The sequence below is a fragment of the Thainema salinarum CENA647 genome (genome assembly GCF_057732415.1).
This window is the reverse complement of sequence record NZ_JBYJZJ010000022.1, coordinates 6,128,821-6,144,005: the sequence shown is the minus strand read 5'-3', so window position 1 is coordinate 6,144,005 and position 15,185 is coordinate 6,128,821. Positions and strand designations below refer to the sequence as shown.

Below are 15,185 nucleotides of genomic sequence, written 5' to 3'. Positions count from 1 at the left end.
GGTGAAAATTTTCGCCTATCTGTATAGTGATGTGCTGTTGGAAGAGCCGCCGAGTCCGGAGATTTGGGGCTGGGAGGTGGATCGGGTTTATCAGGATCTGAGTGCGGGCCAAAAAGGAGCGCGATCGCAACTTCAATCTCTTCTAGACGACTGTCAGGCAGAACCGCCAGATTACCTACTGTTGCGACGTTTGGAGGAATTTGGCGATACGATCCAGGCGGTGTGCGATCGCATGAATACGCTGGAATCTGTGGGTATCCAAATCATTGCGATTGAGCAGGATTACCAGTCAGCCCAGTTGCAGACTGATGCGACGCAAGCCGCTGAAAACCCAGGCCATCTGCGGCGAAATCTGATTCAACTGATCAGCGAAGTTCAGCAGAACCAGCGCAGCCACCGCATCCGCCAGGGTCACGCTCGCAACCGGGTGCAGGCGCTGCCGCCACCGGGAAAAGCGCCCTACGGCTATCGGCGAGGCCGCGATCGCTACACGATTGATCGCACGGCTTCTCCGGTGGTGAAGGATTTTTTTGAGCATTTCTTGATTTATGGCTCGCTGCGCGGTGCGGTGCGGCACTTGGCCAAGAAGTACAACAAGAAAATCGCCGTTTCCACCGGCAAACGCTGGCTGACGAATCCGGTCTATCGCGGTGATTTGGCCTATCGAGAAGGGGACGTGATTCGCGACACCCACGCCGCGATTATTTCGCGGGACGAAGCCGCTCAGGTGGATCGACTGCTGCGTCGCAATAGCCAGATGCCGCCTCGTACCGCTAGCGCCCCGCGATCGCTGTCTGGCCTCGTCACCTGTGCCGAATGCGGTTCCGCCATGACTATTACTCACGTGACCCAGCGCGGCAAACAAGGGGAGTATCTGTATTTGCGTCCCACGGCTTGTTCCCAGCAGCCCAAGTGCAAAGCGATTCGCTACGAAGATGTCCTGGAACGAACGATTCAAACGATTTGCGATCAGCTTCCCCAGGCGGTTGCGGGCTTATCGATGCCGAATATGTCACCGATTAAGCAGGGAATTGCGGCCCAAATTGAGGCCAAGCAGAATGTTCTGGCGCAAATTCCCGATCTGGTACAAAACGAAGTGCTAGACCAGGCAACGGCGGACTTGCGTATTTATCAAGTCAAAACCGAACTGGCAGAGTTGCAGAGCAAACTGGCACAATTGCCGCCAGTGAATCTGCTGGAAACGGCGCAGGCGGTTTCGATCCCACGCTTCTGGCTGGATTTGACCGAGGCTGAGCGGCGATTCTACTTTCGAGAGTTTATTCAGCAAATCCAAATTGTGCGGCGCGATCGCACCTGGAGCCTCAAACTGGTGTTCATTTTCTAGCACACCCTGCCCCTTGCAGAACCAGCGAAGATGGTATAAGAGTGGCAGAAACTTTTTGCGTTTGAGCCTATCTTCTGACTTTAGTGTGTGGTGTGAGCGAGTGAGTACAATACCTCCCTTTGATTCAACTCGGCAGTATGCCGCGATTCAGGCTGAAATTAGTCAAGTCGTCAGCGAAGTCCTAGCGTCAGGCCGCTATATTAACGGTGCGACGGTGCAAACCTTTGAGCAGGAATTTGCTCAGTATCATGGCACCCAAGAGTGTATCTCTTGCAACTCCGGCACGGATGCGCTGTACTTGGCGCTGCGAGCCCATGACATTGGCCCTGGCGATGAAGTGATCACCAGTCCCTTCACCTTTATCGCCACGGCAGAGATGATTAGCGCCGTTGGAGCTACGCCCGTTTTTGTGGACATCGACGACACGTTTAACCTGGATGTCCAGCAGATTGAAGCCGCGATCACCGACAAAACGCGGGCGATTATGCCCGTGCATCTGTTTGGGTATCCGGTCGATATGACTCGACTGATGGCGATCGCTCAAGCGCATAATTTACCCGTAATTGAAGACTGCGCTCAGGCGACAGGTGCAACCTGGAACGGCCAAAAGGTGGGCAGCATCGGTCAGATCGGCTGCTTCAGCTTCTATCCCACCAAGAATCTGGGAGCCTGTGGCGATGGCGGCGCGATCGCAACTAACGATTCCGAGCTGGCGAAACGGATGCGGATGATCAAGGAACACGGCAGCTATGTCCGCTACTATCACGACGAAATTGGTATCAATAGCCGTTTGGATGCGGTACAGGCCGCTATTTTGAGCGTTAAACTGCGCTATCTCGACGGTTGGAATCAGCAGCGGCAGGCGATTGCCCAGCGCTACACCGACTTGCTCAGTCCTGTTCCGGGGCTACAGCTACCGCAAGCTCCCACTGGCGGCACCACCGTCTGGAACCAGTACACCATACGTGTTCTAGATAGTACGACTGCTTCGACTGACGATCAGCCCAACCTGCGCGATCGCATTCGCCAAGCCTTGCAAGAGCAGGGCGTTATTTCAATGATTTACTACCCGATTCCACTGCATCTTCAAACGGTCTATCGGTCACTGGGTTATGCTTCAGGCAGCTTGCCTAACACTGAACGGATGGCACATCAGGTGCTGTCCCTGCCGATGTTCCCTGAGCTAACCGCCGCCGAACAGGAACGAGTCGTATATGCCCTGAAGGAGAGTTTAGTCGAAAAAGTATCATAAGCGAATTGACGACATTCCCTCCTCCCGATAGATCCCTGCTTCCTCTATCGGACGAGTTGCGATCGCAGAATCCTTTCTATCCTAGGGAAAAAGGATTCAACACATTACTTAACACAACATGGAACTAGGAATTAAAGATAAAGTTGCCGTCATCACGGGTGGAGATGTTGGCGGCATTGGCCATGCGACGGCCAAACTGCTGGCGGCGGAAGGAGCCAAAATCGCCATCATCGACAAGACCACCGATGCCTTACAGGAAGCGGTGAAAGAAGTACAAAAAATCGGTGAAGCCTTTGGTGTAACCGCTGATTTGACAAAACTGGACGATGTGGAATCGGCCAAGCAGCAAATCCTGGATCACTTTGGCAGAGTGGATATTCTGGTCAATGCGGCTGGCATTACGGGTGCAACCAAAGAGTTTCTGGAGCTGACCGATGACGACTGGTATCAAACGCTAGAGGTTGACCTGATGGCGGCAGTGCGAGTTTGCCGTGCCTTTATCCCCTGTATGCGTGAGGCAGGCTGGGGACGCGTGGTACTGATCACCTCCGAAGATGCGGTGCTGCCCTACCCGGACGAGATTCCCTATTGCGCTGCCAAAGCGGGCATTTTGAACTTAACCAAGAATCTCTCCAAAATCTACGCCAAAGATGGCGTGTTGGTGAACTCAGTATCGCCTGCGTTTATTGCGACACCGATGACCGACGCCATGATGGAGAAGCGGGCCAAGAAGATGGGCACCAGCGTGGACAAAGCCATCGACAGCTTCTTAGATGAGAAGCGGCCCAATATTGAGCTACATCGTCGCGGTGAAGTTGAGGAAGTTGCGGCTGTGATTGCGTTCTTGTGTTCCAAGCAGTCCAGCTTTGTGGTTGGTGCAGACTATCGCGTAGACGGTGGTTCCGTCGCAACAATGGCGGCTTAATCTCACATATTTTGTTTTTCATATTGACTGCGTGGAGTTGCCGTCGTATCACGACGGCAACTCCATTTTTGAGCTGTACTGAGAGTAACGGATTGTATATGACGTTACTCTACAAGCTAGTTTGCAGGGGAAAATAGCCGAGTAAAATTCTGGATAGGGAAATTTTGGCTAATCTGGCCTAGGGAATACGGATATGTCCCACTCATGGTTTTCAAGTCGTAGCCTGATAATCGCGTTTGCTGTCCTAGCGAGCTGTCAGCTTTTCACGTCAGTCATTGGGCACTCTTCACTGGCCCAAACGCCAGCCACTACGGCAACGAGTAAACCACCTATTCCCCCCGGCCTGTTAACTTCCGATCGCAACATTAATTACGCACCGCTACAGGATCTGTTGCGAGCAGGACAGTGGAATGAGGCCAACCAACTCACTTCACAGCTCGTGCTCCAGGCCGCCAATCAACGCCAGCAGGGTTATTTGGTCGCTACCGATACGAGAGCTTTGCCCTGTGCGGATCTGCAAACGATTGATCGGCTCTGGGTTTACTACAGCGATAATCAATACGGCTTGAGTCCTCAAGCCGAACTGTGGCAGCAAATTGGCGGTCAGGACTACACTGATTCCCTCTGGTTTGAGGCCCTGGTTGGCTGGTCACGACCGGATGCGATCGCAAATCCAACTCCGACGACAACGCCCCAAGGCTATTTCCCATTCCGTCCGGCCTATGACACAGGAATTCGTAATGCCTACGGCGGCTGGTGGATTCGCGAAATGCCGCTGCGCTTAGAGCAGTGTGCATCACAATAGCTGTGCATCACAGTTGTGCGTCACAGTTGTGATTGCGAAAAAGGTTGTCGCGAAAACTAGCGTTAGTATGCGTCACAGTAATAACGGCGAAAAAGGTTGTCGCGAAAACTAGCGTTAGTATGCGACACAGTAATGGTTGCGAAAAAGGCTGTCGCGAAAACTAGCGTTGGCTTGGCTGGTTGGAGATGCGATCGCAATTGTGCAACCTGTATGTAGTCTTTTTGATGAGCACGACTTTAGACCATAAGTTCGTGGAAAATTGCCTAAGATAGACAGAAATCAACGATGAAAATTGATACCCAGATGGTGACTACGGCTGATGTTGCTGATTGCCCCACGCCTTTGACGCCGCCTTGGGTGGTGAGACCCCAGCTACAGCCAATAATGGCAATCATGATGCCAAACAGCCAGCCCTTCAGCAAAATGCTCAGCACATCCGATAGGGTGAGTGAAGAGCGCACGGATTCTAGAAAAATGCTGAGTGGCAAACTATAGAACTGAGTTGCGATCGCGCATCCACCCACAATGCCGATAAACAGAGCAATCACGGTCATAATCGGCAGCATCAGGCTACAAGCGATCACGCGCGGCACGACTAAATAATCGACTGGATCCGTCCGCAGCATGTAGAGCGCATCGATTTGCTCAGTAATTTTCATACTGCCCAGTTCAGCCGCAAAGGCGGAACCCACTTGACCGGCCAGGATGCCAGCACTGAGAATTGGAGCCAGTTCTCGGCAAAACGCGATCGCAAACGCCCCGCCAACAGCATTGATGGCACCCAACGGCTCTAGCTCACGGGCTGTCTGAATCGTAAAAATCATGCCAGCAAACCCGTTGGTCAGCAGCAGCGGCAATAGACTCTGGGGACCAGCCGCAATCAGATGTTCCGTAAGCTGTCGCTGCTGAACCTGCCGACGCATAATCCGCAGAATCACCTGACCCAGCAGCAGAAACGCCCTTGTGCAGCGCTTTAGCCAAGCCACCTGTTGGGTCTGCTCTGCGCGCTCATGAACGCTGGCTAGCTGGACATCCGTAAAAATTGAACGAGAAGAAGACGCTGAAGGAATATCCCGAAAATCAGGCATAAAATCTCTGACGCGGCGGAATTGCCCTTCCAGTCTCCTCTTTTTGGATAGATTACGCTAAGGTTAGAGTGTTAAATAGTATTTATGTACTATGCAGCAACTAGATATGCTGTTATAGTAATTTTATAGTAGAAATGTACTAAATTGAATTCACGTTCATGTTGCGTCACCTTAACTCGCACCAATGACACATCCCCCTGACCTCCAAGCCATTCGAGCTAAATTGCGATCGCTGCAAGAAGATGATGTTTTGCCTCCGGTCATCGAACCCGATTGGCAAACGCCTCAGCAGCGCCTAGCCGAACGAGCCGCAACTGACGCGACCGAATTGTCGTTCGAGCTGCCGTCAGATTCCGACTTCGCAGAGCCAGCCAGTTCTCATCAGCAAGCCAGTGCGATCGCGGCTCTCCAAAAGCGATCGCAGCATAGCCAGTCCTCTGCGAATGGGACGGTGAGTGGTGCAACGAATGGTCTAGGTCAGGGGCAGGAACATCGCCGAACGTCTTTTCAGGTCAAGGCTAAACTGACTGATCACAGTCGATTTACTCAAGCTGATTCAGCTCACAGCCCTGATCCGGTGGAACATTCAGCAACAGATCAAACGATTGCCGAAGCTATTGCTCACCATGCAGCAACGGCAGACAGCGAGCCAGCCGAAGCCGCATCGGAAGCCGAGCACTCAGCCAGTCAGGCTACACCGACTCAGCCTGTAGCAAACCGGATCTATTCCTCCACTAAAGCTGTAGCAACACCCCCAAATCCAGTACAGGCTGCCGCTCAGCGTTGGCAGCAGAGTCGGCAAAAGATTCAGCTACAGATTGAGCAAATTAATCAACTGGCGCAGCTACAAGAGACGGCCATTCGTGATTTGCGGGTGATGTCTGAAGTGGCGGCACACTGGCAGCGAGTCGTAGCGGAAGACCAGGGAGTGCCTTCTCAACAAGTAATACTCCCCTTCTGTTGGTCAAACCAGCCGCTGGGGGTACCAGCCATCCAGCAGAATGAGCGGGGGCAGTGGCTAGTACAAACTCGCTTTATTGATCTGCTGCAAGCAGAACGAGAAGCCGAGGAGATGGCCACTCAACTGCGGCATCGACATCTGCGATCGCGCCCCTATCGGGGAACTCAACCCGCCTGGCTAGGTTGGCTGCGACGGCTACAGCAGCAGTGGCAACAGTGGTGGCAGCCGCTTAGTAAACAGCTTGGCTTAGCGGCTTCTCCGCGCCGTGCCGCCCGTGCATCAAGCAGAAAATCTAGTTCCTATCCAGCAGCACCGAATTCCTCAGTTCGGTCAGCTAGGGAATCAACTGGGCAGCCCTATCAGCAATGGTCACAGCCAGCAGGCAATTTTCAGCCCCGTGCACCGATTGCCGGATCGACTACGCCCTCACCTAGATCATCATTTCCAATGCCTGACTTTTCGCTGCTGGATATTTCAATTTGGATTACCGGCGCTGCGATCGCACGAGTGGGATTGGACTGGATGTTAGCCAATCTGCCGTTTACGGCTCCCGTGGTGATTGGTCTGATCTTGGCGGTGACAGGCTGGGCCGTCTATCGAGCGACGACTGACTCGGAATTAACGCTGACGTTGGGCTACCGAGCGCTACTGCTGATGATTGGCCTACTGCTGGGAGGAACATTGTAATCCCATTTTTTGCTCGTTTTTCGTTTCTTATCTCTTCTATCTCTATCGGAATCGGAGGAAACATCATGAATCATTCACCTTACGGTCAACCCTACAATCAACCCTATCCAGAGTCCTATCCGCCTGCTCCAGGTGCATATGCTCCGCCACAGCGGGCTTATCGGCAATCCGGTGGTATTGTCAAACCTGCGATCGCGGGTGGCTTAATGTTTGCCTTCATGGGTATCTTCTTTGACTTTAGTAGTTTGCCTGAAAAGTTCAATATCGGCGGCGAAGAAGAGATTAGCTACAGCGCTTGCCAAGAGGTTGTATCTGAAGAATCAAGGCTATCCCGTGATCAGCTGCTTCAACTTCTTGCGATTCCAGAACGGGATAGTAAAGAAAAGGTGCGAGAAGTTGTGCAGGAACCCTATTGCACGTTGCCAACAGTGGAAATTCGCTCAGGCGTAGCCGCTGAACGTGAAGCTTATCCTTTAGAGTTCGAGCCGGGAACACGTCTGGTCATTCTCTACGAGGACAACGAGTATGCTGGCTATCGCTTTAGCTTTGAGTAGGATGTCGTATCAGCTATCCCATATACGATTGCGCTGGCTCTTACCTATTTGGTTGCTTAAGCTTAGATATAGCAAGCTGTTTAGTAAGCTAGCTAGCCTGTTTAGTGTACTGCTAGTAGCTAGCTGTCAGTCGGCTAATCCCCAGGCCCAACCTCGTCCGCTCCAGGTGCAGCAAAACTGGGAACTCCAACCCGGTCAAATGGTGGCTGGGCACCAAATTGTCGCTGGACTGGGCGACATTACCGTATCGCTAGATGGCGGATCAGCCTATGCACCCTTTCCCGGCGAAGTGGATGCGATCGCAGAAGAAGGCTGTGTCGTCTATTCCAGTCCAGAAATACCTGCTTATTTATTTCGGCTATGTGGCTTGCGACGACACCGCTTTGGCTCACTCAAAGCGGGACAGAAAATCGGCTCAGGACAATATTTACACTTTGCCGCTCTGCGGCGTCAGCCCGACGGCACTTGGGTCATTGTGGAACCCGCGCTGGATATTTTGGAGCAAATGTTAAGCCCATGAAACAGCTTCAATCAACAACTCACGCCACGCTGGCAACATCTTTACTGAAGACGCCTTTAGTAGCTGTCAGTATGCTTAGTGCTGCTTTAAGTTCAGCCCTCAGTTCAGTCGCCGTGGCTTACCCCAGTATTGGCTTAGAATTTGATCTTGCTCCAGTTCCGACAGCAGAGTCCTCCCCATCCAATTCAGCTCCAGGTCAATCTACACCTACCTTAACCAATCGAACCGTGCAAGCCCCTACTGATAATGCTTCATCTACGCCAGCTACCGCAGACGAAGACATTCCCCAATTCTCTGAATCGACCTACCAGCCAAATTTCCCAATCTCTCCTGAGCGCCTGCCTGTCCCCGACTACGCAGGTAATCCACCCTTAGCCAGCGCAGATTCCCAAACGTTTGCCGCTGTTCCCCCAACTCCGCCTTACCTAGAACCCTCGTGGCTCTTTGCTCAGCAGCCCGCTACAACCAGCCAAGATGCGTCTCCAGATGATGGCACTACTGCAACACAGCCAAGCGAAACGGATGCTGACTCAAGTGCGATCGCTGATGGCACAGCACCCGAGTCCGACGAGTCCAATGACGAGTCTAATACTGAAGCCTCTACTCCAGAAAAATCGTCCTTGCCAGCCTTGGGCAGTCGTCCCAGTATTGGGTTTGAAATCGGCCAGAATCAGCAGGTTACGGTTGCGGCTGTTCCACCGGATTTGATATCGCCGCCTCAAGCTAAATCAACGACTGAATCACCTGCGGAGCAATCACCAGATTCAGCAGCATCCGATCAGAAATCTGAGCAAACTCCAGAACCGTTACCTAGAGAAGATCTAGACTCACAAGCTGAGAACGATGCCAAAGCCAATAGCAGCACGGAAACGAAGCCGATTGCTCGCACCGATCAGCTATTTGCAGGTAAAGCAGATTCCCTAGTAGCACGAGCAATTGGCCATGCTGAAGGCACTCGCACTATCTCAGGAGAACACACTCCGGCCTACTACGGTCACAACGATCCAGGTAACGGTAAATGGAATCTAGGTAGCTTTTCCTATCAACATGGAGCTAGTTCTCCAGAAGTCGCTGATGAACTACAGCTTCAGCGCTTGCAGGAACAGTATCAAACCCTCCAGCAGCAGGCCCAGCAGCTTAAGTTAGACCTGAGCCTTGCAGAAGATCTGAATGGGCTTGATCTAGCCAATCAAGCTCCGCGTGCAGCCTTGGGAGAAGCTGGTTACTTGGCTCGCTTGGCCGAAGCGCAAACGATGGGGCTGCGCGGCAGTGATGCGATTTTGTGGGCTAGAACACGGGCCTTTCTTGATCCGGATACCCAACAGTGGAATGCTCCCGGCTTGGGTAACACACTGGCCGGAATTTCGCGGGATCAAGAGCGACGAATGACTGCCATTCAGCAAATTTTGGAAACCGCACCTGCTTCTGTTTCCATTCACCCAGTCATACTGACTCCTGACGGTTCAGCTACACCAGTTGCACCTAGTACCACATCAAACCCAGCGCCAGAGCCTTCTCCAGATAAATTTTTTAGACCTACATCAACAGCCCAGCCTCAAGCAGCCTTCCCGTCTCAGCTACCGCCCAAGCGCAATCTGCCACGCCTGAGCGCTAGTCGTCATTACGCTTCTCCACCCGCCCACCTAGCTGCACAATCGACAATTACAGATCAAGAACTGCGATCGCGCATCCATATCCATTCCCCCGCTCAACTGCGCACCCGTGCTGATGTAATTGACCGTATCTTTACCTTTGATGCCTCTGCCTGAGTTACTATGATGATTTATTTTTTGTAAAAGGTTGGCTTAGCCAACCTTTTACAAAAAATAAATCATCGGGTTTTAACCGGACTTCGTAGAGCTACAAGAAAACTGAGATTTTTCTCATCTAGCCATCAGGTCAGCTTCAGATACATGGTGGATAACTAGAACACAGCGGACTACAAAAACCGCCCGTTGCCCGAACGCTGAGTTATTCCCCCAACATTTGGAGCCACAAGTCATGCGCCTAATTTCTCGTTGGACAGCCCTCATTGCAGTCGCAGCCGTTGCCGGAACCGCAGCTACTGTCTATCTAAAAACCGCGATCGCAGAATCCCCACAAGCAACCGTTGCCATAACTAATCCGGTTAGCACTAACACTGTTAATTCTGCAGAAGTCTCGCCAGATATCGCACAGGCCAGCGTATCTACGCTCACCTCCGGCAGTTTTGTCACGGTTGAACAGGATCATCCAACGGCTGGCACGGCTCAAATCATAGAAGAAAACGGTCAGCGGTTCATCGTGTTTGATGAGGCATTCACAACCGCTCGCGGCCCTGCGGTTGAAGTCATTCTCTACAAAGGTGATTCAGTTCCAGTTGCGATCGCGGAAGGCGATTATATAACAGTTGCAATGTTGCAAAGCTTTGATGGAGCACAGCGCTACGCCCTACCAGCCGATGTGGATATTAGCCTGTATGGTTCAGTTGGCATCTGGTGTCGTGAGTTCAACGTCACCTTTGGCTATGCAGATCTCATGATGCTTGATCAAGCCAACCTATAGCTCAGCCCACATTTGCACCCTTAGTGGTGCAGAAAACTTTTGATGAACTGTTTTGAGTCTCAAGATGAGAATACAACCACTTTAGAGAACTCGAAGCGGCAGTCGAGAGCGGCCTGCTTGCCCCGCGAGGCACAAGCGGTGGGTGGACTGTGCCGGGGAAGTGCATTGAGAATGGGAATAGCAACCCGTTGATAGCAGCGTCGAGCCAGGTCTCGAAGACCCAGTTGCAGAAAACTCAGTCCCCGTTGACTATGCCAGTCCAGTTTCGAGCGCTGCCCAGCTTTTACCAGCATCCAGCCCACCATCAGAGCAATCAAACTGGCGATGTCGAGCAGCATGACGAGACGGGTGAGCGCTTGGGCCTCTCGCAAACCCGAGTCAAGGACATCAAATCCGCCGGATTTGTAATCCTTAAAGTGTGGCTCAATGCCGCCAAAGCGCTGTCCATAGCGAGCAAAGGTCTGTAGAGACGGGGGTTGACTCGAGAGAACGGCCCATGGGTCGGCAGCTATCGATTGCTGTGCAGTGGCCAGATGACAGTGAACAGTCTCCAAGACTGTCACCTGATGAAAGAGATGAGCCTGTTGCGGTGGAGGCAGTAACTGTTGGACACAACAGGAGTGCCCTGTCGCTAACGTGACCGTCAAATCGCTCTTGGCTCGGATGAACCAATCCCACTGCCAGTCCTCCAAGCATCGCAGCAACTCTCCATGTTCAAAGCCCCGGTCGGCTAATAAGGTGACCGAACACCCCGGCGGCAGAACGGCTTTGGCGGCCACTAATACCGGATAGTAGGTCTCAAAGCTGACGGTCGCACTGCCATGTTCTACAACCGTTTGGGCCAGTGTCAACGAGCGTCCACCCCAGACCAGACAGACCTCAATCAGACAGAATCGATTCCACAGCAGACTCGTATCCAACGTGAGCGTGAGCGCACTGTCTTGAAAGGCTTGCAGCGCATGACGCAGCAGTGGAGCATAGAATCGTTCTGCACTGATGTGCTCGTTGTGCAGCAAGTAACTGAGCCGTTCCATATGGGCTCGGGCTTGGCAGCCTCGATGACTCAGGTAGGCCAGCCATTTCCCGAGACAGGCACTGCTAGACAAAAGAATCGCGGCGACCGTTTCGGCCACGCCTTGCAAATGACGTTGGTCTTTGGGCTTGACCCATTGACGCAGTTGGGACATCAGTTGACGATAGAGAAGAGGTGCTTCCATAAGAGTCGCTATGAGTTGGGGAACTTTTTAGCGTCTCATGGAACACCTCTTCCCGTCTCCTTGTCTTATGATGAGAATCCCGACACAGCACACTTTCAAGGCTTTTCTGCACCACTAAGGATTGTGAATTAAATAACCTGTAATTCTGGTTTTGCTGTGTAATTCCATTGCGGCAGAAGCTCGTCGAAGACAATCTTCATGTTGGCTTTGAAGTCCTCAGCAACTTTACGACCCTTGTGATACGTTTTATCGAGAATCGTCGTAAAGACCTTGAGACCTGTGCGAGTGGTTGCCTTTTCCATCAGCTCTTTTACCATCTGGACACTCTCAAAAATTACCCCTTGACACCTGCTTGAGACGTGAGGAAACAAGCGGTGTTCAATTGGATTGTACTTGGAGGTATAGGGGGGATAGTGAGCAATGCGAATTTCAATCCCTAACTCGTTGACCAATGCTTGCAAGTCTTGCTTAAAGATGTAGTAGCGAGAACTGTTACTGCCCCCACCATCGCAAAGCAGCAAAATCGAGCCAGCTAGGGGATAGCGTGCTTTGCCATAGGTGTTCCACCAGTAGCGAATCGATTCGCAGGCAAACTCACTGGTATCATGACTCGTGCCGATCTGGATGTAGCCAATATTATCGCTCAAGTCGTACAGTCCGTGGGGAATAGCGACGCCTTCTGCGAGCGTTGCCCAATCATGGTCAAACACTTCGACTCCCTGCTCTTGAGTGTACAGTTGCCCCGCTCGATACAACTTGCCAATTAATTCTCTTTTTTTGTGTCCATACTCATGACGGGATTGCCAGCAGCTTGATAGGTGCCTTTCAACTGCTCAATCCGCTCAAATTGTTCATTGCGATGTTCACTCTCCCCAGTTGCCAGTCTTTTCACCGCTTTGCGTTTACGAAAGTTGTGCCGCTCCAACAACTGATCGACCACCGTCACACTCACGTCAATTCCGTCCTCTTTCAGCAAGGCCACAATCTCATGGCGCTTGAGATTAGTCCACTTCACCGTCTCATCCATGGGTGAACCCGCCGTGTGTTGCTCCAACACCTGCAGAAATGACGCATCTAGCCCTTCAATGGTCTCAAATGCTGACTTCCGTCCACCTCCCACTTGACGAATCCGTTCCCGTTTGAGAGCAGGTTCATCATCCAGTTCTGCCAGTCCCAACGCTAGGGTTGCATGATGGCATCCGAACAACTCTCGGATATAGGCTTGCCCACCATATCCGAGTTTGATCGCTTCAATGGCGGCATAGCGACGACGATCCTTCTCAGACAACGATTGATAATAGCGTTGCATTTGAGCTTCAATTGGCGCAGGGTAGGGTTGCATTCAGGTTCTGCTTCATCTTCTATTGCTCTAGCTTACAAATACAGACGGTAAAATTACATCTTATTTAATCCACGATCCTAAGCATTTGCACCTTGCTAATCCAAAATCAGCTCTTCGGGGCTTTGATGCAAAATGTGAGCTAACTCATATCTTGCACCAGAATCATCTTCTAAACCCGAACAGGGTTGAAAAGTGGAGTTTCCCGCAGGGAAAACTCCACTTTTCAACCTGGATTTGGTTTATGAGCTTTATGACAATAGGAATGCTGACAACTGTTTGTCCATAATCTAAACGAGGTACGGTTAAAAGCTCACCACTATTTTTGTGAAAACTTGCTCAGTAAGTTTTCTACAAGAAATAAATTGGGTTCTTTCAGATGAGTGAGGTTGGCAGGACTATTTTTTCACCTAAGGCGAAGAAGCAGCCCTGTACTCTATCTGAGTGGAAGAAGCTTTATATATAGACTTAACACCAATACAAATATTCAAGAGAGGAGGTATAAGATATCTCCTCTTTTAGCTTTCATATCGAATTTGAGGCTTCTTATTTTACTTCATTGAAGTTTAATTTGCACTTACTTCATCAAATTAGGTTGAACTTCATCAAACCTTGACACTACTTATGCGGCTCAGGCAAATTTACCGAGATGAATAGAACAACAAGCGACGGATTAAAACTTCTACCTTGTGTGTCTGTACCTGTTTTCCTGTGATCGACTTGTCTCGCTAAGCGATTTTCCGGTTATATGCTGAGTCTGCTCCATGATGCACGCTTAAACCTATAGAGGAAGCTATTCTGTGAAAATTGCCCTAGTTCACGACTACCTAACTCAGCGAGGTGGTGCAGAGCGTGTTTTTGAAATGTTCTGTCACCATTTTCCGGATGCAGATATTTTTACGTCGATCTACGATCCCAAGCGGACGGTAGATCTGCGCGATCGCATTATTTACACGACTGGCTTACAAAATATTCCTGGCGCAGCTCAGTACTTTCGCCTGTTTGCGCCACTGTATTTTCCGGCCTTTCAAGCTCTCGATTTACAGGCTTACGATTTGATTTTGAGCAGTTCGTCTGCCTTTGCCAAAGCAGTCTGTAAGCGGCCTAATGCCAAGCATATATGCTTTTGCCACAATGTCACCCGCTTTCTGTGGGATACGCAGACTTACTTAAAGGGCTACAAAGAATTTCAGTTGCTTTCTCCATTGATTGAGCCAATTTTTCAGCAGATGAAAAAGATTGATTTAGAAATGGCTCAAGAACCGGATATTTATGTGGCAAATTCAACCACTGTAGCTGAACGAATTCGGCGAATTTATCAGCAAAAGGCCATTACAATTAACTATCCCATTGATGACAGTCGGTTTAAGTTTACAGCTCAGAAAGAAGATTTTTACCTGTCATCTTGTCGGTTACTCAGCTATAAGCGAGTAGACATCATTGTCGAAGCATTTAACTGGCTCGGCTGGCCGTTGATTATTACAGGTGATGGGCCAGAACGAAAGCGGCTAGAGGAAAAGGCGCTCCCCAATATTCAGTTCCTGGGCCACGTCACGGATGAGGAGCGGACGCATCTGATTGCCAAAGCAAAGGCTGTCATTGTAGCGGCTTTGGAGGACTACGGGTTAGTACCGATTGAAGCGAATTTTAGTGGTACTCCGGTAATCGCCTATGGGGCGGGTGGTGTGTTGGACAGCCAAGTTCCAGGTGTGACAGGTCTATTTTTTGATCGCCAGTCTCCAGATGCGCTCCATGCAGCGCTGTTAAAGGAGAGTGAAATCGAATGGAACTATCACCAAATTCGAGAACATGCCCGAAATAATTTCACAGAGTCCGTATTCTTCCGGAAGGTCGATCAGCTTGTTGAAGAAGTGTTAAGAGATTCCACCTCGTCCGAGTTGGAACTGTTGTCTAGACCAGTAGGGGGTTAGACCGGATGCAAAGTAAT

At 51.0% G+C, this 15,185-nt stretch carries 12 protein-coding genes and 1 pseudogene; 10 read left to right on the top strand and 3 right to left on the bottom strand.

All coding sequences use genetic code 11. The features are described 5' to 3' along the window. Window position 1 precedes the first annotated feature (1 nt). From AC286M_RS33770 to AC286M_RS33755, 4 genes are all read left to right on the top strand, one after another. Window positions 2-1,345 (top strand): recombinase family protein, encoded by a 1,344-nt coding sequence (locus AC286M_RS33770; RefSeq protein ID WP_488208568.1) that lies wholly within the window; start codon window positions 2-4, stop codon window positions 1,343-1,345. Between the two features lie 100 nt (window positions 1,346-1,445). Continuing rightward, window positions 1,446-2,597: a DegT/DnrJ/EryC1/StrS family aminotransferase gene (locus tag AC286M_RS33765; protein WP_488208567.1), complete on the top strand. Its 1,152-nt coding sequence runs from the start codon at window positions 1,446-1,448 to the stop codon at window positions 2,595-2,597. Between the two features lie 118 nt (window positions 2,598-2,715). Beyond that, a complete protein-coding gene (locus AC286M_RS33760; RefSeq protein WP_488208566.1) occupies window positions 2,716-3,522 on the top strand; it encodes an SDR family NAD(P)-dependent oxidoreductase in 807 nt (268 codons plus the stop codon). Window positions 3,523-3,715: 193 nt separating this feature from the next. After that, window positions 3,716-4,327: a GUN4 domain-containing protein gene (locus tag AC286M_RS33755; protein ID WP_488208565.1), complete on the top strand. Its 612-nt coding sequence runs from the start codon at window positions 3,716-3,718 to the stop codon at window positions 4,325-4,327. Between the two features lie 263 nt (window positions 4,328-4,590). Here the strand turns inward: AC286M_RS33755 and AC286M_RS33750 are convergent, their stop codons facing one another. After that, window positions 4,591-5,415 (bottom strand): MlaE family lipid ABC transporter permease subunit, encoded by an 825-nt coding sequence (locus AC286M_RS33750; protein WP_488208564.1) that lies wholly within the window; start codon window positions 5,413-5,415, stop codon window positions 4,591-4,593. Window positions 5,416-5,599: 184 nt separating this feature from the next. On the opposite strand from AC286M_RS33750, the gene AC286M_RS33745 reads away from it, so the two are divergent. The 5 genes from AC286M_RS33745 (at window position 5,600) to AC286M_RS33725 (ending at window position 10,681) form a co-directional block, all read left to right on the top strand. Next, window positions 5,600-7,063 carry a hypothetical protein gene (locus AC286M_RS33745; protein WP_488208563.1) on the top strand — a complete coding sequence of 488 codons (1,464 nt, stop codon included), beginning with the start codon at window positions 5,600-5,602 and terminating at the stop codon, window positions 7,061-7,063. A gap of 65 nt (window positions 7,064-7,128) precedes the next feature. Beyond that, the gene (locus tag AC286M_RS33740) at window positions 7,129-7,617 is read left to right on the top strand and encodes a hypothetical protein (RefSeq protein ID WP_488208562.1); all 489 of its coding nucleotides are present in this window, start codon (window positions 7,129-7,131) and stop codon (window positions 7,615-7,617) included. A 52-nt stretch (window positions 7,618-7,669) separates the two neighbouring features. Continuing rightward, window positions 7,670-8,137 (top strand): hypothetical protein, encoded by a 468-nt coding sequence (locus AC286M_RS33735; RefSeq protein ID WP_488208561.1) that lies wholly within the window; start codon window positions 7,670-7,672, stop codon window positions 8,135-8,137. Further along, window positions 8,134-9,906: a superantigen-like protein SSL4 gene (locus tag AC286M_RS33730; RefSeq protein ID WP_488208560.1), complete on the top strand. Its 1,773-nt coding sequence runs from the start codon at window positions 8,134-8,136 to the stop codon at window positions 9,904-9,906. The genes AC286M_RS33735 and AC286M_RS33730 overlap by 4 nt, the downstream gene beginning before the upstream one ends. 232 nt (window positions 9,907-10,138) lie before the next feature. Then, window positions 10,139-10,681 (top strand): DM13 domain-containing protein, encoded by a 543-nt coding sequence (locus AC286M_RS33725; protein ID WP_488208559.1) that lies wholly within the window; start codon window positions 10,139-10,141, stop codon window positions 10,679-10,681. 59 nt (window positions 10,682-10,740) lie between these two features. Here the strand turns inward: AC286M_RS33725 and AC286M_RS33720 are convergent, their stop codons facing one another. Next, entirely contained in the window at window positions 10,741-11,898 is a 1,158-nt protein-coding gene (locus AC286M_RS33720) for a transposase (RefSeq protein ID WP_488205777.1), read from the bottom strand. A gap of 128 nt (window positions 11,899-12,026) precedes the next feature. After that, window positions 12,027-12,925, bottom strand: a pseudogene (locus AC286M_RS33715) (ISAzo13 family transposase). Between the two features lie 1,112 nt (window positions 12,926-14,037). On the opposite strand from AC286M_RS33715, the gene AC286M_RS33710 reads away from it, so the two are divergent. Next, on the top strand, window positions 14,038-15,168 hold the full coding sequence (locus AC286M_RS33710; RefSeq protein WP_488208558.1) for a glycosyltransferase: 1,131 nt from the start codon (window positions 14,038-14,040) through the stop codon (window positions 15,166-15,168). The last annotated feature ends 17 nt before the right edge of the window (window positions 15,169-15,185 follow it).

Coding starts and splice junctions, on each gene's coding strand:
- AC286M_RS33740 (WP_488208562.1), top strand. CDS start 7,129: ATGAATCATTCACCTTACGGTCAACCCTACAATCAACCCTATCCAGAG.
- AC286M_RS33725 (WP_488208559.1), top strand. CDS start 10,139: ATGCGCCTAATTTCTCGTTGGACAGCCCTCATTGCAGTCGCAGCCGTT.
- AC286M_RS33745 (WP_488208563.1), top strand. CDS start 5,600: ATGACACATCCCCCTGACCTCCAAGCCATTCGAGCTAAATTGCGATCG.
- AC286M_RS33720 (WP_488205777.1), bottom strand. CDS start 11,898: ATGGAAGCACCTCTTCTCTATCGTCAACTGATGTCCCAACTGCGTCAA.
- AC286M_RS33730 (WP_488208560.1), top strand. CDS start 8,134: ATGAAACAGCTTCAATCAACAACTCACGCCACGCTGGCAACATCTTTA.
- AC286M_RS33760 (WP_488208566.1), top strand. CDS start 2,716: ATGGAACTAGGAATTAAAGATAAAGTTGCCGTCATCACGGGTGGAGAT.
- AC286M_RS33755 (WP_488208565.1), top strand. CDS start 3,716: ATGTCCCACTCATGGTTTTCAAGTCGTAGCCTGATAATCGCGTTTGCT.
- AC286M_RS33750 (WP_488208564.1), bottom strand. CDS start 5,415: ATGCCTGATTTTCGGGATATTCCTTCAGCGTCTTCTTCTCGTTCAATT.